This is a genomic window from Pseudalkalibacillus sp. A8, assembly GCF_045920555.1.
In the GTDB taxonomy this organism is placed as follows: domain Bacteria; phylum Bacillota; class Bacilli; order Bacillales; family Fictibacillaceae; genus Pseudalkalibacillus.
Genome location: NZ_CP174509.1, coordinates 2,373,085 through 2,393,524 on the forward strand (window position 1 = coordinate 2,373,085; position 20,440 = coordinate 2,393,524).

The following is a 20,440-nucleotide window of genomic DNA, read 5'->3' on the forward strand; positions in this document are numbered from 1 at the left end:
GACACCTTCCTTTTTTACAATCAAAGCAAATCGTCAAGAGGAAATACCACTTTCAAGAATTTCAACATTAACGTCCACCTCGATTTCCGCTGATGGATAGATTTGTTTCCATTGATTGTAATCAAACCCACGCACTCGACTTTTCAGTACATTGCCAAAACCGAGCGGGTCGATATTATTTTCTTGAAACTCTTCAACCATATTCAGACAATCTTCTTCTAGATCCTTTTTGAGTTTATTTTCAAGCTTTGTTAGCAATTGCGGATCCGGAGGCAATTTGAATCTTGTTGTTTCATTCAATTTTCCATTGAGGCTGATTTCGACTCGGAACTTGGGGTTTTCCAGACCATCGATGGCGTGGTATTTTACTTTAGAGCCGATGTTTTCGATGATATAATCGTGTCCTTCATACTCTACTTTCCGATTTCCGTATTTGATGTTTTCGTTCATGAGTTTGAACAAGAAACTATCTGAAAAAGGGACAGAATGGACATATCTCCCATTTTTAAAGAAAGCGATCCCTTTGATATCTACATGATCCCCCTTTTTTTCCAGCAGAGGGAGGAATCCGTCCATCCCTTCAGCACTATAAGCATAGAGAAACTGATGTAGGTTTGTTGTCGGGAAATTTTCTTTGATGTTATTTCTTATTAAACCGTCGATATACCTGGCAGTCCGTTCACTTTCGGAGTAGTTCCCTTCAATCATTTCTTTCGAGGAACCATCCACTACAGCTAAGTAGATCTCTCTTCCGAGGGTTGCATCTCTGATCAAATTGTCAAGTAGAAAGGAAATGTCATTTTCGGCAAGTTCCTCATTATAAAGGTTGACAGTGACCTTTCCATGGATTAAAGGTTTAGACGACATTCCCTGTAACTTGGCGTGTATCTCTTTTAACATTTCACCTGTAGCAGTATAATACTTTTCGCCTGTAGTAGAACCCGCTTCAAATCGACTGTATTCTGGCACTGAAATGGTTCCCCTGGTCTTTTCCTCATCGATATAGTCATAACCGGCAACTTGTATGATCCCTACATCTTCTATGCTGTAAATTTCACAGCCTGAAAGTAAACAAATCGAAATAAATATGGGGACGAATCGGCATATTTTCCTAAGCATGACGTTTCCTCACTTTTTTCATGGCTTTTTGAATAATGAACAGGGTGGGAATATACATAAGAATATAGAAACCGATTTTACCAGCCCATTGATTCAACATATCGATCATCTGCCTGTCCTTTAATAGTCCGGAAGCGATGAACAGGATGAGGAAATAGAGAATGAGAATCCATCGCTGTCTGAAATTAAATACTCGCCGTGGCACTCTGCTTGCAGCCCATAAAGCCAAACATATATTGGGTAAAATCACATAAACCCACATCGCAATACCTACATATTCAAATCGTTCCACAAATGGGAACTCGACGATTTTCCATAACGTTATAGTCGGCCAGATGACATCCTCGATTCCTTTTTGACTATAATAGACGAATGATACCAGCGCAGTTGCCAGGTAGATAAGGGTTGTGAAAAAAACCCCATGATGCGCCCATTTTTTTGAGGATTTGGGTTTCTTGATGAATGGATAATAGATCAATAGCAATTCAATTCCTAAAAAACTCAAGGTTGTTGTTTTGGTCGCAGATAAAATTTCAAGGATGGTGTGGTCGATGACCGGAAACAGGTTTTCCAAATGTGCGTATTGAATGGGATAAAATTTCAATATAAGAATCGGTAAACCAAGGATGACACTGAATAGACACATACCGGTAACAATACGGAAGCCGCCCGCAGCAAAATAATACGCCAATAAAAGAAAAAAGAACGTAAACACCCAAACATTCAAACGGGGAAAAATCCACACCTGGATAACCTCAACGAACGTTCGGACAACAGTCAGTGTGAGCAGTAGATAATAGAAGCTGAAGATAATACTGAAAAACCCACCGAGATATTTACCGAAGATATTGTTATGGACAGATACAAGATCTCCGTCGCTATCTTCAAGGATTTGATAGATCATCCATAGTAAAATATGCATAATCACGCCTCCGATCAGAATCGAGATCCACGCATCAAATCCCGCATCTTTTGCTAAATAGCGTTCAAACCCTAAAATACCGACACCTACTTGCATCGAGTGGATCAAAAAGAAGACAAGTGTTGGCGAAACCATAACATTTTCCGGTATGGATCGAGTTCCTGATTGTTTTGGTCTAATCATCGATATCTCTCTTCTCGTGGACACGATTTGGGTTGAAACGTGTTGAATCATCAGCGCGTGTCTGCATTGGCCTTTTCGACTGTAAATTGAAAGGCAAACGGATGAAAGCATCTTTCAAATCCCGGAAACGGAGCGGGTACAGTGGTGCAAAAAATGGTCTTCCGATTGATTGAAGTCGGATCAGGTGACCGATGAAAAAAGCCATAGTCATCGATATTCCTACCAAACCCCAGAATTGGGCGGTCAGTAAAAACGGGAATCTGATCAGCCGGATTGTATTACCGATTTGATAAACGGGTGTTGTGAATGACGCTAATGCTGCAAGCGCAGTGATGATCAACAACACATTACTTGTCAAGCCAGCTTCGACTGCTGCAGTACCTATGACGATACCGCCAACGATACCGATCGTCTGGCCGACTTTTGCCGGCAGCCTGGCCCCTGCTTCACGAAGCAACTCAATGGTCAATTCCAGTACAACAACTTCGAGAATAGGTGGCAGAGGGATATCTGCTCGAGATGAAACGATTGTCGCCAGCATATCTTCAGGTACCATTTCCTGATGATGTGTCAGGACCGCTACATATAGGGATGTACTCAATACCGAGAATATGACTGCAAATAGACGGATCAGACGAAAGGCAGATGCTAGATGCCAGGGCAAGAAATAATCATCTGATGCGGAAAAAAATTCAACGATGGTCGTAGGGCATGTCAAAGCATGCGGGGACCCATCCACGATTATGGCTATCTTTCCTTCAACCAATACCTCAGCTACACGATCCGGTCTTTCCGTATCTAAAAATTGAGGGAAAGGGGAGTTTGAATTGTCCGCCATCATTTGTGTAAGGAATGAACTGTCGATAAGTTGGTCATATTCGATATTGTTCAAACGTTGAAGTACGGTATTCAAGTTTTCCTTATTTGCAATTCCCTCAATGGAAATGACAGCAACCCTGGTTTTCGTGAGTTTACCGATCATCACTTCACGAATGGTCAATTGCGGCAATGTCAGGCGTTTTCTCAAAAGGTTTATGTTCGTATCAAGCGATTCGACAAATGCTTCCTTCGGGCCTACAACACTGAATTCCACTTCAGGAATACTGACTTTTCTTGTCTCGACAGTAATCGCTGGAACTAAAAGCGCCCGGCTATCGGCTTCATTCATCCGAATCATGATATCTCCTTGCATTATCCTTATCCGGATTTCGTCTAAATCATCGGTGATCTTGGTGTTGTCAACTGGAACATGATGTTTAATATCTTCTAAATCTTTTAAATGATGTGACTTGAGGACTGGCAAAATGGATTTATGTAGAAATTTCGGTTCGATTATGGTCTTTATATAAGAAACCACACAATCAGTCGGACTCGTAAGATGATCGGAGGTGAAGTCTTTCGATTGTTTGAGAGTCTGGATCAATGAATGAATGGAAGCATTTTGTTGAACGTGTGGATCTTTGGGAATTCTTTTTTTATCCTTCCTCCATTTAAACATCTCATTTCCCCCCACTGAAGTTGAATATGCCGTTACTGATGATGATCGCAGTTCTTATCATTTTTTACTCCAGGATTATTATTTATACTTCTTTAGGAAAAGATATGGAAGGAAAGGAGGAGGTTTTATGATATTGGGGTATATCGTTCCATTGCTGTTTGTACTCGGCTTTTTTGTATCAGCTTATTTTCTTATGAATGGGATTGCAAAAATCTTTTTGGTCCTTTATCTCTTATACCTGATGGTTCTCCCTTTCCTCCTTCTATATAAACAGGAAGTCAAGGAATATCGTCAAGATACGGATAAAATATTGAATGATGAAGAGAGCGGTGCTTGATTGATATGATCCCCACATAGTAGACAGAAAAAAGAAAGCACATTAATCTGTCTATTATGGAGGGGATTTTTCTATGGGGAAAATGAGACAATCATATGATGTTGCATTTAAGAAAAAAGTAGTGGATCTATATATTAAAGATGGTATGGGCTACGATACGGTTGCGAAGGAAGTAGGTATTTCTAGTTCAGTTGTACGTCGTTGGGTTCAACACTTTGAGGCAGAAGGAATAAAGGGTCTCGAGGAAAAGCGCGGGAAAGCAAAAGGACCTGGGAAAGGCAGACCAAGAACCCGTCCTGAGGATCCAGAAGAGAAAATCAAACGATTAGAAGCCGAGAATGAAATGTTAAAAAAGTTCTTAGGGAAGTAAAAGGGGGTATGGAAGCCGTATCAACAGGTACTAAGTATAAAGTGATTCAAGATATGTCCAAGAAACAATACCCTGTCCAACTTCTATGTGAACTTGCAGGGGTATCAAGGGGCGGATATTACAAGTGGTTAAAGCGTCAGGAAGCCCCCTCTTCTAAACAGTTAGAGGATGATAAAATCAAGAAGTTAATCATAAAGTGTCACACAAAGCTCAAGGGGATTTATGGTTATAGAAGGATACATGTCTGGCTTAAGTCGGTACACAATTTACATATGAATCATAAACGGGTTCAACGCTTGATGGGTGAATTGGGAATAAAAGCCATCATAAGAAGAAAACGGCCCTACTACGGAAAGAAGGAAGCTTATGCCATCTCAGAAAACCATTTGAACCGAGATTTTAAAGCCTCTAAGCCAAATGAAAAATGGGTAACAGACATTACATACTTAATTTTTAATGGACAAAGATTGTATTTATCGGCTATTAAAGACTTATACAATAACGAAATCATCGCATATAAAATCAGTCAAAGAAACGACCTTCAACTAGTAATGGATACAGTAAAAAAGGCAAGAAGAAAACGGAGTGTAAAAGGAATTATCCTTCATAGCGATCAGGGATTCCAGTACACCTCAAAACAATATAACCAACTGCTTAAAAAATACAAAATGAAAGCGAGTATGTCTCGAAAAGGAAACTGTTGGGATAATGCTTGTATGGAGAACTTTTTTAGCCATTTTAAAACAGAATGTTTTCACTTATACTCTTTCCGAACCTCTGAAGAGGTTAAGTTTGCCGTCCACCAATACATACGATTTTATAATCACCAGAGATTTCAAAAGAAATTAAACAACCTGAGTCCCTATAATTATAGAGCTCAGGCTGCTTAAAAATGCTTTTTAATTTCTGTCTACTTGACAGGGGTCACTTCAGATTAGCACCGCCCTGCTTTTTCTCATTACTATTATACTTTGATTTCTTCTTCTTCTCTGTTTGCTATGAAATCCGGTCTTGGCTTTCCGCCTGAAAAAGGATCGACGAGCCGATTGTTGACACTGTTATAGACGAGGAAAAGATTGTTTCTGTCATATGGGGTGATGTTACTGTTCGAACCGTGCATCGTATTTGATTCGAATATGATCAATGATCCTGCTTTTCCGGTCGGAACCTCGATTCCGCCACCATCGACAAGCCATTTCATATGATCTTGGTCTGGAACACCTAATTCCTGACGCCTGAGGGATTGTTTGAAATGATCTTCAGGTGTTTCCCCTGCACAAGAGATATAGTATTGGTGTGATCCTGGCACCAGCATGAGCGGTCCATTGAATGAGTAATTGTCGGATAACGCTATGGATACACTGAGAGCACGCATTCGTGGCATTCCATCCTCCACATGCCATGTTTCAAAATCAGAATGCCAGTAGAACTCTTTTCCGGTGAAGCCTGGTTTATAATTGATGCGTGATTGGTGGATATACACATCATCACCCAGCAAATGGTTGACGATTTTGATCAACTGAGGGTCTCTAGTCAATTTTTCCAGATAGGAGTTGCTTTTATGAAAATCGAATATGGATCTGATTTCATCACTTTCCGGTTCCCTGATGATCTTCGGGGAATCTGTGTCACTGTTCTCATCACGTAAACCGAAAATTTCATTCTGTAATTTCTTCACCTCTTCTTCGGAAAAGAAGCCTTCCAACATGATGAAACCATTTTCTTCATAATAAGAAAGTTGTTCGTCCGATAATGGACAGTCCTTTCTTGTCGTATCATCTCCATGGATGACCGGATCTTTTCTCTGGAGAACCTCGAATTGATCATTGTTTCTTGACGGATATAAATCTTTCATATATTACACTCCTTCGATTAGAAATGGTCATTTATTGTTGTACCCTCTTGCTATTTCGCTAAACATCTAAATTTTTGAAAAAATGAAAAAGATTTAATTGAATTTCACGTACCGTATAGAAAGGCAATTTCAAAAAATAGAAAAAAATGAACAATAATTTCGTAAGAATCTCATAGACTGAACTAACGGGACATTATGAACGAGTTTATAAAATTTTTAGCACACTAGTCATTCGCCCTGCATAGGATGAATTGAAGATTGGAAGAGGAGGGATTGAGTTACATGGCCAATAACGATTTCAGTTACAGAGAAATTATAACTAAAGCGGTTTGCGGCAAGGGGAGAAAGTTCTCACAGGCCACCCACACGGTTACACCTGCTCATAAACCATCCAGTATTCTCGGTTGCTGGATCATTAACCACAATTATAAGGCGGTAGAGAACGGTAATGCAGTTGATGTTGAAGGCAGCTATGATATCAATGTATGGTACTCCTACAATAACAATACAAAAACAGAGGTCGTAACTGAGACGATCAAGTATAAAGATTGCTGTAACCTTTCAAAAAGAGATGAAAACTCATTGGGAGCACATACTCAAGTGAATGCCAGAGCTATTCAGGAGCCTAATACATTAGAAGCGACAATTTCTCCGAACGGCAACAAAATACTTGTTCAAGTAGAGAGGGAATTCATTGCTGAAGTGATCGGAGAAACGAAAGTTTGGGTCCATGTAAACCAGGATGGCGTTGAAGAAGATTTTGAAGACGATTCTTGGGAAGATGAAGTAGATGGAGAAGAATTTGAAGATCTAGATCCGAATTTCCTTCTAGGTGATTTAGAAGAGTAGGTGAACAAGGAAGAAGAAAACTTCTTCCTTGTTTTTTGTGTAATCTGATCAGAAGAGCTGTGTAACCAAAATTGAAACCATCAAGAAAAATCCGACCAGGCCATATGCAGGCCATAAAACAATCTTATGGTTCTCTTTTTGGCAATGTGGTATATAACAATTCATCTGATCGATCTTTTAGTGTTGGCAAATTTATAATTGAATTATGTTCATCGTTCTAATCAGAAAACCGAATTATGCTATAATGGGGTGTAGAAAATATGTAAGACGGAGGGCTAATATGGCTGAATACACTCCAATGATCCAGCAATATCTATCGATTAAGGCAAAATATGAAGATGCCTTTTTATTTTTTCGTTTAGGAGACTTTTATGAATTGTTCTTTGATGATGCCCTTAAAGCATCCCAAGAACTTGAAATAACATTGACAAGCCGAGATGGTGGAAAGGTGAACCGGATTCCGATGTGTGGCGTCCCTCACCATTCATCACAGAATTATATTGCTCAGCTGATTGAGAAAGGATTTAAAGTAGCAATATGTGAGCAAGTCGAAGATCCAAAAGTGGCAAAGGGGGTTGTGAAAAGGGATGTTGTCCAAGTTATCACGCCTGGTACGGTGATGGAAGGGGCTCTATTGGATGAAAAGGCGAATAATTTCATCGCTTCCGTAACCCCGTTTGAAGATGGGTTTGGAGTTGCGACGAGCGATCTTTCGACGGGTCAGAACGCGGTAAAATTTCTACAGGAAGATTGGAAAGCGGTGTGTCTCGAACTCCAGGCGATTTCCGCGAAGGAAATCATTGTTCCATCCACTTTAGCAGAAGACCAGTTGAAACTCTTGAAAGATGTCTATCAATTTACGGTTTCATTCGAAGACGGTAGCGAGCTGCCTGAACATTTACATAGTATTACAAATGAACTTGAAAATGAAAAGCTGCAATATACTGCCAACCAGTTGATCTCTTACCTTGTCCGTACCCAAAAACGGTCACTCGATCATCTGCAGAATTTCCAGTATGTCCAAACGACAGCTTATATGAAAATCGATCCAAATTCGAAACGCAATCTTGAACTAGTGGAAACGCTTCGTCAGAAACAGAAGAAGGGTTCTTTGCTCTGGCTGTTGGACAAGACCGTTACAGCCATGGGCGGCCGGATGTTGAAACAGTGGCTCGAACATCCATTGCTTGATCAGAAGGCGATTGAAGAACGACTTTCAATCGTCGAAACATTTATGAAGCAATTTTTCAATCGCGAACAGATCCGCGAACAACTGACGGAAGTATATGACCTTGAACGGTTGGCTGGTAAAGTGGCTTATGGAAATGTGAACGCAAGGGATCTCCTCCAGTTGAAACGTTCTCTCCAAAAGATCCCTTCTCTGAAAGATACGTTGATTGGTATGGATCATCCAGGTTTAGCCGAGCGGTCAGAACACATGGATCCCTGTACTGAACTTGCAGAGTTGCTTGAGTGTGCGATTCATGAAGAGGCACCCATTTCCATCAAAGAAGGGAATATCATAAAGAACGGCTATCATGATGGATTGGATGAATATCGAGATGCGAGTGTCAATGGGAAAGCATGGATCGCTTCCCTTGAACAGTCTGAACGTGAAAAAACCGGGATTAAATCATTAAAAATCCGTTATAACCGTGTGTTCGGGTATTATATCGAAGTGACGAAGAGCAACCTCCATTTGATTGATGAAGTACGATATGAACGAAAGCAGACGCTGGCGAATGCTGAACGGTTCATTACCCCTGAATTGAAGGAAAAAGAAGACATTATCCTTGAAGCTGAAGAAAAGTCGATCGAGTTGGAGTATGACCTATTCATCAAAATACGGGAAGAAGTAAAAGCGTTCATCCCTCAACTTCAGGTCCTTGCCAAACAAATCAGCGAGATCGATGTACTCCAATCATTTGCGGTAGTAAGTGAGGACGGGCAGTATTGCAAGCCTCGGATTTCTGAAGGCGGAACAATCCATATTGAAGCAGGCCGTCACCCGGTTGTCGAACAAATGATGGACCGCCAGGATTACGTCTCGAACAATGTTCGCATGGATGATGAGCGGGAGGTTCTGTTGATCACTGGACCGAATATGGCTGGTAAAAGTACGTACATGCGACAAGTTGCACTCTCCTCAGTCCTTTTACAGGTAGGGTGCTTTGTTCCTGCTGAAAGTGCAACATTGCCGATTTTCGATCAGATTTTCACTCGAATCGGTGCAGCCGATGATCTGGCCGGGGGACAGAGTACGTTCATGGTCGAGATGATGGAGACGCAATACGCATTGACACATGCAACGGACAGGAGTCTATTGTTGTTAGACGAAATCGGACGTGGCACTTCAACGTATGACGGGATGTCGCTTGCACAATCTATTATTGAATATATTCATGAAAATATTGGTGCCAAGACGTTATTTTCCACACATTATCATGAACTGACCGTGCTTGAAGATCAGCTTGAACGATTGCATAACATCCATGTGAAGGCGATTGAGGAGAATGGTAAAGTTGTATTCTTACATCGTGTTGAAGATGGAAAGGCTGATCGTAGTTATGGAATCCATGTCGCTGAACTTGCACAGCTTCCGGCTGAGTTGATTCATCGGGCGAATGAATTGCTGACAGACTTCGAATCTTCTAGATATGTAAAAAGTAATCCTGATGTTCCAGTAAAAGAAGATGAAGGGCAGTTGTCCTTTTTTGAGCCATGTGATGAATCGAAAAGAAAAGTTCGGAAGTCAAATGAGCTACACCCTGCTTTGGAAAAATTGAAGGGTATGGAATTGCTAACGATGACACCTCTTGAAGCGATGAATGCTCTCTATGAACTTCAAATGTCGATTAAACAGGAGAAGCAGGAGGGATCTAAATGGGCAAAATCCAACAATTAGATGATCTTTTATCCAATAAGATTGCAGCTGGTGAAGTTGTTGAACGCCCGGCCTCTATTGTAAAAGAATTGGTCGAGAACTCGATTGATGCAAACAGTACACGGATCGATATCGAAGTTGCAGAAGGCGGGCTTTCCAGGATCGAAATCGTCGATAATGGGGATGGGATCGAAAGTGATGACCTGCTAACGGCTTTTCAACGTCATGCTACTAGTAAAATCAAGCATGAAAACGATTTGTTCCACATTCGGACACTTGGCTTCCGAGGGGAAGCGCTGCCGAGTATCGCCTCTGTTTCAAAGGTCGAGGTAAAAACGTGCACGGGAACAGGAGCAGGTGACGAGCTTTCGATCCACTTCGGAAAGGTCGTCGATCAGAAGAAGTCAGACAGCCGAAAAGGGACATCGATTGAAGTGACCCAACTGTTTCATAACACACCTGCACGGTTAAAGCATCTGAAAACGGTCCATACTGAACTAGGGAATATCACAGATGTGATCAACCGTCAGGCGATGGCACACCCAAACGTCGCTTTCCACCTGAAGCATAACGGGAAGACCGTATTGCGTACTGTAGGAAACGGTGATCTCCTGCAAGTCATCGCGGGCATTTATGGAATATCAGTCGCGAAAAAGATGCTGAAAGTGGAAAAAGATACGTTGGATTACTCGATCAGCGGATTCGCGGCCAAGCCTGAAATTACAAGAGCAACCAGGCAATACGTATCTTTGTTCATCAATGGCAGGTACATCAAGAATTTCGCGATCTATAAAGCAATCGAACGGGCTTACCATACGTTGCTCCCGATTGGACGCCATCCGATCGTGATCCTTTCGATCGAGCTTGATCCGATTTTAGTGGATGTCAATGTACATCCAGGTAAATTGGAAGCACGGTTCAGTAAAGAGCAAGAACTGACGAAAGCGATTGAAGATGGGGTTGCTGAAGCGTTGAGGCGAACTGAACTGATTCCTTCTGTGACGAATCCGAAACAGCAATCAATCCCGAAACCGAAATCGGAACAACCTAGCTTTCAGTTTGATCCTTACACACCAGAAGCAGAGAAAAAAACGACTTTAAAGTTTGAAGAGAAAAATAGAAACGCAGGAAGAGATCCGGTTCAACAAGTCGAAGAGCCCAGGGTCGAGAATACAGTCAATTCTTCAGAGGAATCGATTTTCACAAGTGAAAGATATGAATACCGGCAGCAAAAACAACCAGAACGCCTGGAACAAGAACTGACACCTGACTTGGATCTGCAGGAAGAAGGGCATTTTTCACGCGTTCCGCCTATGTATCCCGTTGGGCAAGTGCATGGCACCTACATCGTTGCGCAAAACGAACAAGGAATGTACATCATAGATCAACATGCAGCTCAAGAAAGGATCAAGTATGAGTTTTACCGTGAAAAGGTCGGTGAGTTTGAATATGAAGTCCAGGAATTGTTAGTTCCTTTGACTTTCGAATTCACCCATACAGAAGCCCAGGTGATTGAGGCTCACCAGGATGAACTTGCCTCAATCGGGATCTTTTTAGAACCGTTCGGAGGCAATACATTCATCGTCAGGTCCCATCCTCAATGGTTCCCGAGTGGTGAAGAACAGGAAACGATCCAGGAAATCATCGACCAGGTCCTATCCGATAAAAAGACCAACCTGAAAAAACTTCGTGAGGATGCCGCCATCATGATGTCTTGTAAAGGATCGATCAAAGCGAACCACCATTTACGAAATGATGAAATGACCGCACTGATCGAATCATTGAGAAAAGCTGGTGATCCTTTTACCTGTCCGCATGGCAGGCCGATCATCATCAAATTCACAACCTATGAAATCGAGAAAATGTTCAAAAGGGTCATGTAACATACTTGGAGGTAAGCGATGAAACCAGCACTAGTTGTCATCGTCGGCCCGACAGCGGTCGGTAAAACGAAAACAAGCATCGAGATTGCCAAAGCGTTTGACGGAGAAATCATCAACAGTGATTCGATGCAAGTTTACAAAGGACTTGATATTGGTACGGCTAAAATCAAAGAACATGAAAAAGAAGGGATACCACATCACCTCTTTGATATAAGGACTCCCTTCGAAGATTATTCTGCAGTAGATTTTCAGCAAGATGTTCAACAGAAAATCAACCAATTACATGAGCAAGGGAGTCTTCCGATCATGGTGGGCGGTACAGGTCTTTATATCCGGTCCGTCACTCATGGCTACGAGTTCACGGATGTTGCCGCAGACCCCGAATATCGGAAAGAGCTGGAAGCCTATGTGGAAGAGCAAGGTCCTGAAGCACTTCATGAACGTCTGATGAAAATTGATGCTGAACGCGCTTCTCAAATTCATCCGAACAACTTCCGTCGTGTCATAAGGGCTTTGGAAATTCATCATGCCGCTGGAAGTCTTGAAAACCCGAAGAACCATAGTGAGGAAGAATCCCCATACAATCTGATCACTGTCGGATTGACCATGGATCGTGAGCAATTGTATGAACGGATCAACCTGAGGGTCGATCTCATGATGGAAGAAGGATTGTTAGAGGAAGTCCAATCCCTTTATGATAGTGGAGTCCGGAACACACAAGCCGTACAAGGAATCGGTTATAAAGAGCTTTATGCTTATTTTGAAGGAGAATGTAGCTTGGAAGAAGCCGTTGCAACCTTGAAACGGAACTCCAGAAGATATGCCAAAAGACAATTGACCTGGTTTCGCCATCAGATGGAGGTGGAATGGTTTGATGTGACAAATGGTTCAATAAATGAAAAAATTCCATCAATTTTGCGTTTTGTGGCAGGAAAGCTCAATTCTGAATCGAATTAGTGTATGAACGTTTATTGAGGAGGCCTATACACATGAAGCAATCCATTAATATTCAAGACCAATTCCTAAACACCTTAAGAAAAGAAAACATTTTCGTAACAGTATACTTATTGAATGGTTTCCAGCTTAAAGGGTTGGTTAAAGGATTTGATAATTTTACCGTCGTATTGGAATCTGATGGCAAGCAGCAACTCATCTACAAACATGCCATTTCAACTTTCACACCTCAGCGTCCGGTTGATTTTTCTTCTGAAAACAATAGCCAGAACGGTTAAATCAAATGCGGGTGTAATGAATCCCATTAACCAAATATAAAAGCCCCGGCAAAGGAACTTCCTGCTCGGGGCTTTCGTATGTTCATATGGATGAAACAGATCGTTTTTCTGTATAATCCAGATAACGATTCAATGTGAGAGGTGTTTTCATACCGAACTGATATTGGATCTGTTCGGTATCTTTTTTGTCTTGAATCGCTTTGAAGATTGCAGTCCTCCTGAAATGTTGTGCGGAGATTCCTTTTCGGAGTCCCGCTCTTTTGATTTCATGCCGGATCATTTTCTGGATCGCGATCTCAGTAAGCCTTTTCGGCCGATCTTCTTCATAACTCCATCTATAGGTCAACCGTTGGAAATCGAAGGCGACGAAAAAGGGATCTGCACTGTATTGTGCAGGCCGTACAGCCTCCGGAATCGACTGGTAATACTCGAATAGAATTTCATTCTCCTTGGGAGAGAGTTCGATTTTCCGTTTAGCTGTTTGTTCAGTAGTCGGTATGATCAACTCTTTCTTTATGAAGGATATATGCCGTACTTCAATCACACTGACCTCATGCAATGTTACTCCATGATCTGCCATAAGGGTGATGATTCCAAGATTCCGTTTTGATAATAGCTCATGGGCCTTCAACTGATTTTCAGTCAACCCTTGCTCAGATGGAATGACTTCCAATAGCTTCTCTAATTCTTTATCGGTTATGAACATATCATCCGTAAAGGAATCTTCCGTATCATTATGTAATTCAATGGAAGAAAGCGGATTATCAGATATGATTTTTCTGTGAATGAGGAAACGGTGATATTGGTTCAATACACTATAAACCCTTTTCAAGGTACGGAATGAATAGGACCGTTCAGTGATCAGAAAGTCAAAATACGTTTGGACGAATAGTGTTGTGAATGTTTCTCGATCACGATAAGACAGTTCGTTTACACGTATCCATGCTAGGTAATCCTCAAGGTCATATTGATACCTTCTGACAGTAGAAGGGCGCCTGCCCCTATTTTCAAGATCCAGGATAAAATCGATAGCTGTTTGAGGTGTTTCCTGGTTTTGCATGATCACTTCCACACCACCTTACTTTCCTGTTGGATTGATTATATCATGGTTTTTCTGTCTGTATGTATAACACCTATTGAAAAATCAAACGCTAATCAAAAATAGCGTGAGGTGGTATGTGTGTTTATGAAAGTCATAGCTGTCCTGTTAATCGCCAGTGTTCTCACTGCCTGTAACAATGGGGATGAAGCGCTCGATCAGGCTTGGGAAGAAAACTACACGAATCCTGGTAAAACGAGGGTAAGTCAAAATGAAAGCGGGTTAGAACATAGTCCGCTTGTAAAAGAACGGGACGGGGAGAGTGCTCAGGCTGAAGATCTGGTGAAAATGGCTGAACAAGTTGAGGGGGTAAAAAGTGCTGACGCAATCGTAACCGGGATGTATTCAATTGTCGGAGCGAAGTTAGAAGAAGGCGCAGACGAAAATGCGACAGTAGAAAAAATTTATGCTTCGTTAGATGATCTCAGCCAGGGGGCTAATGCCATGGTGACGACAGACCCTGATCACCTGAAAAAAATGAATGAATGGGGAAGAGAACTTGAAAACCGTAGACTCAATCATGGAATATATAATGAAGTAGGGACGATGATCGGACAGATTAAAGCGAGATACAATAGGGAAATAGATGAATCTAACCCTTCAAAAATGGATGTTGATCGAGAACACATCAAACATTTACCGAACACTCCAAGATAACTCTCATCAAGAGGGTTATTTTTTTAATCTCTGTGTTTTTCAACAGAGATTTGTTGCTTTCCAATTATTTCTCCATTGACAAACATGTATATACAAGTATAAAATGAAGCCTAACATGTATATACAAGTAAATTGAAAGCGGTTTTAATGGGTTGTTATAGGTTCATGTTGATTTCTTTCAGAAAATTGATTTTTTAGCGGAATTTGCGACACTCATGCTGGAAAAGCGAGCTAGAGGCCCCACAGCGAGGAGGCTTGCAGATCGCCCGCATAAATATCAACAATGAGGTATAACAGAGCCTGAAATATATGGAAATAGAAAGGATGACAAAAGTCTTCCTCTATTCCGTCAAATGTAATCGTTTTCGTATGAGGAGGAGAACATCATGAGCGTTAGTCGTGAAGTAGTAGAAGAAATAGTGGCTGCCCTGGGGGGGAAAGAAAACATTCACACTGCAACTCATTGTGTGACGCGTCTTAGGCTTGTCTTGAATGATGAAGGGAAGGTGGATCACGATAAGCTGAATGGCATCGACCTTGTCAAAGGATCATTCTCGACAAATGGACAGTTCCAGGTTGTCATTGGTCAAGGAACAGTAGATGAAGTGTATAAAAAAATGGTAGAAATCACTGGTATCGGGGAAGCTTCGAAAGACGATGTGAAAAGTGCTGCGGCAGAAAGGCTGAACCCTTTGCAAAAAGCGGTAAAAGTACTTGCGGATATCTTCATCCCGATTCTTCCTGCAATCGTAACCGCAGGGTTGTTGATGGGACTTAACAACATTCTTACAGGTCCCGGAATTTTTTATGATGGTAAATCAGTAATCGATGTGCATCCGCAATGGGCAGATCTTGCAAACATCATCAACCTTATTGCGAACACCGCTTTCGTATTCTTGCCTGCATTGATCGGTTGGTCAGCAGTCAAACGTTTTGAAGGAAGTCCATTACTAGGGATCGTGCTTGGACTGATGCTTGTCCATCCAGATCTGTTGAACGCCTGGGATTATGGAAAGGTAGTCGAAGAAGGCGGAAAAATTCCGACTTGGAATCTATTCGGAATGGATGTCGAAAAAGTAGGTTACCAGGGTCAAGTATTGCCTGTTCTTGTGGCAGCTTACGTGTTGGCAAGAATCGAGAGGTTCTTGAATTCCAAAATCCCTGATGCTTTCAAACTGTTGATCGTTGCACCAATTACGCTATTAGTCACTGGATTCTTAGCATTCATCGCCATCGGACCGATTACGTTTGCAATCGGGAACCTCATCACCGATGGATTTGTAAGCATTTTTGATAATTTTGCAGCTTTAGGTGGAATCATCTACGGTGGTCTTTATTCATTGCTTGTCATCACGGGAATGCATCATACATTCCTGGCGGTAGATTTACAGTTGATTTCTGCTACTGGCGGAACGTTCCTCTGGCCGATGCTTGCGTTATCGAACATCGCCCAAGGTTCAGCAGCACTTGCCATGATGTATGTGTCCAAGGATGAAAAACTGAAAGGGTTATCCTTGACCTCTGCTGTTTCAGCATACCTCGGTATCACTGAACCCGCGATGTTCGGGGTGAACATCCGATTCAAGTACCCGTTCATCGCAGCAATGATCAGCTCTGCGATTGCAGGTCTGATTGTGATGCTGAGCGGGGTCAAGGCTAACTCGATCGGTGTTGGAGGTGTTCCAGGATTCTTATCGATCGCAGAGGGATACTGGGGTGCGTTCTTCGTCGGAATGGGAGTCGTTTTGGTACTGCCATTTATCCTCACATATCTATACGGTAAATTGAAAAAGCAATAATCATGCAGGGATGGGGCTTCTGAACAGCTTCCTCCCTTTCATTCTTTATTCTATCTACATCTATGGAAGGAAGTCGTCTATGTATACAGAGTGGTGGAAGAAATCAGTTGTATATCAAATTTATCCGAAGAGCTTCAATGATACAACCGGAAATGGAGTCGGAGATCTCAAAGGGATAATAGCGAAATTGGATTATTTGAAAACACTTGGAATAGATGTCATCTGGCTGACCCCGGTTTATGACTCTCCGCAAAAGGATAATGGCTATGATATTCGTGAATATCATAAAATCCATGAGGAATATGGCACCATGGAAGATTTTGAATGCTTGTTGAATGAAGCACATGAACGAGGCATCAAGGTGATCATGGACCTTGTCGTCAACCATACATCGACGGAACATGAATGGTTCAAGCAGGCCCTAACAGACCCTGATAGCAAATACCGAGGCTATTATATATGGAAAGATGGGAAAGGAAACAACCCTCCGAACAATTGGCAATCGAAATTCGGAGGCTCTGCATGGGAATATGATCCTGATTCTGCTGAATATTACTTGCACCTTTTTGATGTGACGCAGGCTGATTTGAATTGGGAAAATGAAGAGCTTCGCCAAGAAGTTTATGAGATGATGCATTTTTGGTTTGAAAAGGGCATCGATGGTTTTAGACTCGATGTCATCAACCTTATTTCTAAAGATCAACGCTTCTTAGATGATGACGGAAGTGTGCCGCCTGGAGACGGAAGGAAGTATTATACGGATGGTCCAAAAGTTCATGAATATCTGAATGAAATGAACAGGAACGTTCTATCCGACTATGATGTCATGACAGTTGGGGAAATGTCTTCAACAACAGTGGACCACTGTATAAAATATACGCAGCCAGAACGGAATGAATTGAACATGACGTTCAATTTCCACCATTTGAAGGTTGATTATCCGAATGGGGAGAAATGGGCGAATGCTGATTTCGATTTCATCGAATTGAAAAAAATTCTGTCGAAATGGCAGGTCGATATGTTCGAAGGTGGGGGTTGGAATGCATTGTTCTGGTGTAACCATGATCAGCCGCGTATCGTATCCCGTTTTGGTGATGAGGGAACGTATCGGAATGAATCGGCAAAAATGCTTGCCACAACTATCCATATGATGCAAGGGACACCCTACATTTATCAGGGTGAAGAGCTCGGGATGACAAACCCTGGATTTGAGGACATTGCATCTTATCGAGATGTGGAGTCAATCAATGCTTTTAAAAGGATGAAAAACAAAGGGAAATCAGAGCAGGAAATCCTTGGAATTCTGAAGCAGAAATCAAGGGATAATTCCCGTACACCGATGCAATGGAGTGCTGAAGAAAATGCTGGATTCACTGAAGGGGACCCGTGGATCGATGTAGCTTCCAACTACATGGATATCAATGCGGAAAAAGCATTGGAGGATTCGGATTCAGTTTTTTACCATTATAAAAGGCTGATTGAACTACGAAAGGAATATGAAATCATCACAACTGGTGACTATCAATTGATTATGGAAGATGATCCGCAAATATTTTCATACATGCGGAAGCGGGATGACGAAAAACTACTTGTGATCAATAATTTTTATGATAACGACACAGAATTCATATTACCGGATCATATCGGAATAAGCGAGTCCCAATCGAAGGTATTGCTTTCTAATTATTCTGACTTGAAGGGAAATCATGGGAATTTAAAATTGCGGCCCTATGAATCCGTCGTGTTTTACTTTGGTAAGTCATGCTAAACTAGTAGTGGTGATAAAAGATGCAAAATAATAAATTTTTACCAATCTATCAGGACCTTCAAGAAAAAATACAGAATAACACATACCCTCCAGAATCCAAACTGCCATCGGAAAATGAACTGACGGAGCTCTACAACACCTCCAGGGAAACGGCCCGGAAAGCGTTACATCTTTTGGCTCAAAACGGCTATATCCAAAAGGTGAAAGGTAAAGGATCGATCGTGTTACCTTTTGATAAATTCAATTTCCCTGTTTCGGGGCTTGTCAGTTTTAAAGAGGTCTCTCAGAAGGTAGGGAAGAAAGTTGCGACTTACGTCCATGAACTTTCACTTTGTGAAGCGGATGAATTTATCAGGAACCAATTGAATGCAAAATCAGGGGAAAAAGCATGGAAACTCATTCGCTCCAGAGAAATTGATGGAGAGAGGATTATTCTGGATAAGGATTATCTGCTTCAGAACAAGATTCCTACACTGACAAAAGAGGTTGCCCAGAATTCAATCTACGAATATATCGAAGGGGAGCTGGGGCTTTCCATCAGTTTTGCGAAAAAAGAAATTACAGTTGAGGAAGTCGAGCAAGAAGATGTAGAATTGCTTGATCTCGAAGGGCATACGCATATTGTTGTCGTCAAGAACTATGTCTACTTGGAAGATACGAGCATCTTTCAATATACAGAGTCGAGACACAGGCTTGATAAATTCAGATTCGTCGATTTCGCAAGACGCGCTCATTTGTAACTCACAAGCTACCACAGATACAAGCTGTGGTAGTTTTTGTTTGGCCAAATAATCTTTGTTTCTAGAGCAATTGAATTAGCCTACATATTGATGCAGAAAAAAACACTTATAACGTGAGTCCACACTTATTTAACAGAAGCTGATTTATATCATGCAACCCTCTTTTTTCTGCTGAAGATCCCGCATGAACCCGCATGAAAAACCTAGCGGAGTCGTTACTCCCTCAACTGATCTATAGGCATTTGTCACACTTTGTGAATCTGGGCGTATAATATCGAAGAATCTGAAAGTGAGGTGAAGGTTCTTGCAACAGGCGATAAATCGAAATTCTAAAAGCCAGATCAACGTCGTTCTCAACTCGGGTTCTCCTTCATCTGCAACGAGAGACGATTGGCTTTTGGATTCGAAAGAGCGCGAGAAGCATGCGCCTCTGAAAAAAATCCAAAAAGAATTAGGTACATTAGTAGGAATGGAGGAATTAAAAGAGTTAATCAATGAAATCTATGCTTGGTTATATATAAATAAATGCAGAGAGTCAGCGAATTTGAAAACCAACAAGCAAGTGCTCCACATGATGTTCAAAGGGAATCCCGGAACAGGAAAAACGACCGTCGCACGGATGATCGGAAAGCTGTTCCATGAAATGAATGTCTTATCAAAAGGGCATCTTATCGAAGCTGAGCGAGCGGACCTTGTCGGGGAATACATCGGTCATACCGCTCAAAAAACAAGGGACCTTGTGAAAAAAGCGCTCGGCGGTGTCTTATTCGTTGATGAAGCATACTCGCTTGCACGTGGCGGCGAAAAGGATTTCGGGAAAGAAGCGATCGATACACTCGTGAAAGCGATGGAAGACCAGCAAAATGATTTCATCCTGATTCTTGCCGGTTATTCGAAAGAGATGGAAAACTTCCTTACCTTGAACCCAGGTCTGCCTTCACGTTTTCCGGTCGTTGTCAGCTTTCCGGATTATACCGTCGATCAACTGATGGATATCGCGAGGCGGATGATAAAAGACAGAGAATACAAATTATCCTTTGACGCTGAACGAAAACTGAAAAATCACCTGCAACAAGTGCGTTCAAGGGATGGCAGTACGTTTTCAAACGGCCGTTACATCCGAAATTTACTTGAAAAATCGATGCGGAAACAATCAATGCGACTTTTGAAAGAGGGAAAAGAAGATCGAGACTGCCTCTTATTGATTACTGAAAGGGACCTCAATCTAGCAGAAACCCCCTGAAT

Annotated in this window: 18 protein-coding genes; 13 read left to right on the forward strand and 5 right to left on the reverse strand. The window is 41.7% G+C overall.

Going from position 1 to position 20,440, the window contains the following annotated elements; all coding sequences use genetic code 11:
- Positions 1–33 precede the first annotated feature (33 nt).
- The 3 genes from ACJROX_RS12330 to ACJROX_RS12340 are packed head-to-tail and all read right to left on the reverse strand — an operon-like array spanning position 34 to position 3,722.
- A complete protein-coding gene (locus ACJROX_RS12330; protein WP_408011050.1) occupies positions 34–1,119 on the reverse strand; it encodes a Ger(x)C family spore germination protein in 1,086 nt (361 codons plus the stop codon).
- Positions 1,112–2,224 (reverse strand): GerAB/ArcD/ProY family transporter, encoded by a 1,113-nt coding sequence (locus ACJROX_RS12335; protein ID WP_408011051.1) that lies wholly within the window; start codon positions 2,222–2,224, stop codon positions 1,112–1,114. The genes ACJROX_RS12330 and ACJROX_RS12335 overlap by 8 nt, the downstream gene beginning before the upstream one ends.
- Positions 2,217–3,722 (reverse strand): spore germination protein, encoded by a 1,506-nt coding sequence (locus tag ACJROX_RS12340; protein ID WP_408011052.1) that lies wholly within the window; start codon positions 3,720–3,722, stop codon positions 2,217–2,219. Before ACJROX_RS12340 ends, ACJROX_RS12335 begins: the two co-directional genes overlap by 8 nt.
- 127 nt (positions 3,723–3,849) lie before the next feature.
- Between ACJROX_RS12340 and ACJROX_RS12345 the strand changes: the two genes are divergently transcribed.
- The 3 genes from ACJROX_RS12345 (at position 3,850) to ACJROX_RS12355 (ending at position 5,319) form a co-directional block, all read left to right on the forward strand.
- Complete coding sequence (locus ACJROX_RS12345) at positions 3,850–4,059, forward strand: hypothetical protein (RefSeq protein ID WP_408011053.1); 210 nt, start codon at positions 3,850–3,852, stop codon at positions 4,057–4,059.
- Positions 4,060–4,132: 73 nt separating this feature from the next.
- Complete coding sequence (locus ACJROX_RS12350; RefSeq protein WP_408007393.1) at positions 4,133–4,429, forward strand: transposase; 297 nt, start codon at positions 4,133–4,135, stop codon at positions 4,427–4,429.
- An 8-nt stretch (positions 4,430–4,437) separates the two neighbouring features.
- Complete coding sequence (locus ACJROX_RS12355; RefSeq protein ID WP_408007392.1) at positions 4,438–5,319, forward strand: IS3 family transposase; 882 nt, start codon at positions 4,438–4,440, stop codon at positions 5,317–5,319.
- A gap of 74 nt (positions 5,320–5,393) precedes the next feature.
- On the opposite strand, the gene thpD is transcribed toward ACJROX_RS12355, so the two are convergent.
- Positions 5,394–6,284, reverse strand: a complete 891-nt coding sequence (gene thpD / locus ACJROX_RS12360) for an ectoine hydroxylase (protein WP_408011054.1) — start codon at positions 6,282–6,284, stop codon at positions 5,394–5,396.
- A gap of 282 nt (positions 6,285–6,566) precedes the next feature.
- Here thpD and ACJROX_RS12365 point away from each other — a divergent pair, with 282 nt between their 5' ends.
- From ACJROX_RS12365 to hfq, 5 genes are all read left to right on the forward strand, one after another.
- On the forward strand, positions 6,567–7,133 hold the full coding sequence (locus tag ACJROX_RS12365; RefSeq protein WP_408011055.1) for an outer spore coat protein CotE: 567 nt from the start codon (positions 6,567–6,569) through the stop codon (positions 7,131–7,133).
- A 280-nt stretch (positions 7,134–7,413) separates the two neighbouring features.
- Positions 7,414–10,038: a DNA mismatch repair protein MutS gene (gene mutS, locus ACJROX_RS12370; protein ID WP_408011056.1), complete on the forward strand. Its 2,625-nt coding sequence runs from the start codon at positions 7,414–7,416 to the stop codon at positions 10,036–10,038.
- Positions 10,017–11,900, forward strand: coding sequence for a DNA mismatch repair endonuclease MutL (mutL, locus tag ACJROX_RS12375; RefSeq protein WP_408011057.1), 1,884 nt, complete (start codon positions 10,017–10,019; stop codon positions 11,898–11,900). Before mutS ends, mutL begins: the two co-directional genes overlap by 22 nt.
- An 18-nt stretch (positions 11,901–11,918) precedes the next feature.
- A complete protein-coding gene (gene miaA / locus ACJROX_RS12380) occupies positions 11,919–12,857 on the forward strand; it encodes a tRNA (adenosine(37)-N6)-dimethylallyltransferase MiaA (RefSeq protein ID WP_408011058.1) in 939 nt (312 codons plus the stop codon).
- 32 nt (positions 12,858–12,889) lie between these two features.
- The gene (gene hfq / locus ACJROX_RS12385) at positions 12,890–13,132 is read left to right on the forward strand and encodes an RNA chaperone Hfq (protein ID WP_225065529.1); all 243 of its coding nucleotides are present in this window, start codon (positions 12,890–12,892) and stop codon (positions 13,130–13,132) included.
- Positions 13,133–13,214: 82 nt separating this feature from the next.
- Here hfq and ACJROX_RS12390 read toward each other — a convergent pair whose 3' ends face one another.
- Entirely contained in the window at positions 13,215–14,192 is a 978-nt protein-coding gene (locus tag ACJROX_RS12390) for a tyrosine-type recombinase/integrase (RefSeq protein ID WP_408011639.1), read from the reverse strand.
- A gap of 126 nt (positions 14,193–14,318) precedes the next feature.
- Between ACJROX_RS12390 and ACJROX_RS12395 the strand changes: the two genes are divergently transcribed.
- From ACJROX_RS12395 to spoVK, 5 genes are all read left to right on the forward strand, one after another.
- Positions 14,319–14,888: a YhcN/YlaJ family sporulation lipoprotein gene (locus tag ACJROX_RS12395; RefSeq protein ID WP_408011059.1), complete on the forward strand. Its 570-nt coding sequence runs from the start codon at positions 14,319–14,321 to the stop codon at positions 14,886–14,888.
- 386 nt (positions 14,889–15,274) lie between these two features.
- Positions 15,275–16,687: a PTS system trehalose-specific EIIBC component gene (gene treP, locus ACJROX_RS12400; protein ID WP_408011060.1), complete on the forward strand. Its 1,413-nt coding sequence runs from the start codon at positions 15,275–15,277 to the stop codon at positions 16,685–16,687.
- Between the two features lie 79 nt (positions 16,688–16,766).
- Positions 16,767–18,455 carry an alpha,alpha-phosphotrehalase gene (treC, locus tag ACJROX_RS12405; RefSeq protein WP_408011061.1) on the forward strand — a complete coding sequence of 563 codons (1,689 nt, stop codon included), beginning with the start codon at positions 16,767–16,769 and terminating at the stop codon, positions 18,453–18,455.
- A gap of 20 nt (positions 18,456–18,475) precedes the next feature.
- A complete protein-coding gene (gene treR / locus ACJROX_RS12410; RefSeq protein ID WP_408011062.1) occupies positions 18,476–19,195 on the forward strand; it encodes a trehalose operon repressor in 720 nt (239 codons plus the stop codon).
- Positions 19,196–19,499: 304 nt separating this feature from the next.
- On the forward strand, positions 19,500–20,438 hold the full coding sequence (gene spoVK, locus ACJROX_RS12415; RefSeq protein ID WP_408011063.1) for a stage V sporulation protein K: 939 nt from the start codon (positions 19,500–19,502) through the stop codon (positions 20,436–20,438).
- Positions 20,439–20,440 lie beyond the last annotated feature (2 nt).

Coding starts and splice junctions, on each gene's coding strand:
- ACJROX_RS12330 (WP_408011050.1), bottom strand. CDS start 1,119: ATGCTTAGGAAAATATGCCGATTCGTCCCCATATTTATTTCGATTTGT.
- ACJROX_RS12335 (WP_408011051.1), bottom strand. CDS start 2,224: ATGATTAGACCAAAACAATCAGGAACTCGATCCATACCGGAAAATGTT.
- ACJROX_RS12340 (WP_408011052.1), bottom strand. CDS start 3,722: ATGTTTAAATGGAGGAAGGATAAAAAAAGAATTCCCAAAGATCCACAC.
- ACJROX_RS12345 (WP_408011053.1), top strand. CDS start 3,850: ATGATATTGGGGTATATCGTTCCATTGCTGTTTGTACTCGGCTTTTTT.
- ACJROX_RS12350 (WP_408007393.1), top strand. CDS start 4,133: ATGGGGAAAATGAGACAATCATATGATGTTGCATTTAAGAAAAAAGTA.
- ACJROX_RS12355 (WP_408007392.1), top strand. CDS start 4,438: ATGGAAGCCGTATCAACAGGTACTAAGTATAAAGTGATTCAAGATATG.
- thpD (WP_408011054.1), bottom strand. CDS start 6,284: ATGAAAGATTTATATCCGTCAAGAAACAATGATCAATTCGAGGTTCTC.
- ACJROX_RS12365 (WP_408011055.1), top strand. CDS start 6,567: ATGGCCAATAACGATTTCAGTTACAGAGAAATTATAACTAAAGCGGTT.
- mutS (WP_408011056.1), top strand. CDS start 7,414: ATGGCTGAATACACTCCAATGATCCAGCAATATCTATCGATTAAGGCA.
- mutL (WP_408011057.1), top strand. CDS start 10,017: ATGGGCAAAATCCAACAATTAGATGATCTTTTATCCAATAAGATTGCA.
- miaA (WP_408011058.1), top strand. CDS start 11,919: ATGAAACCAGCACTAGTTGTCATCGTCGGCCCGACAGCGGTCGGTAAA.
- hfq (WP_225065529.1), top strand. CDS start 12,890: ATGAAGCAATCCATTAATATTCAAGACCAATTCCTAAACACCTTAAGA.
- ACJROX_RS12390 (WP_408011639.1), bottom strand. CDS start 14,192: ATGCAAAACCAGGAAACACCTCAAACAGCTATCGATTTTATCCTGGAT.
- ACJROX_RS12395 (WP_408011059.1), top strand. CDS start 14,319: ATGAAAGTCATAGCTGTCCTGTTAATCGCCAGTGTTCTCACTGCCTGT.
- treP (WP_408011060.1), top strand. CDS start 15,275: ATGAGCGTTAGTCGTGAAGTAGTAGAAGAAATAGTGGCTGCCCTGGGG.
- treC (WP_408011061.1), top strand. CDS start 16,767: ATGTATACAGAGTGGTGGAAGAAATCAGTTGTATATCAAATTTATCCG.
- treR (WP_408011062.1), top strand. CDS start 18,476: ATGCAAAATAATAAATTTTTACCAATCTATCAGGACCTTCAAGAAAAA.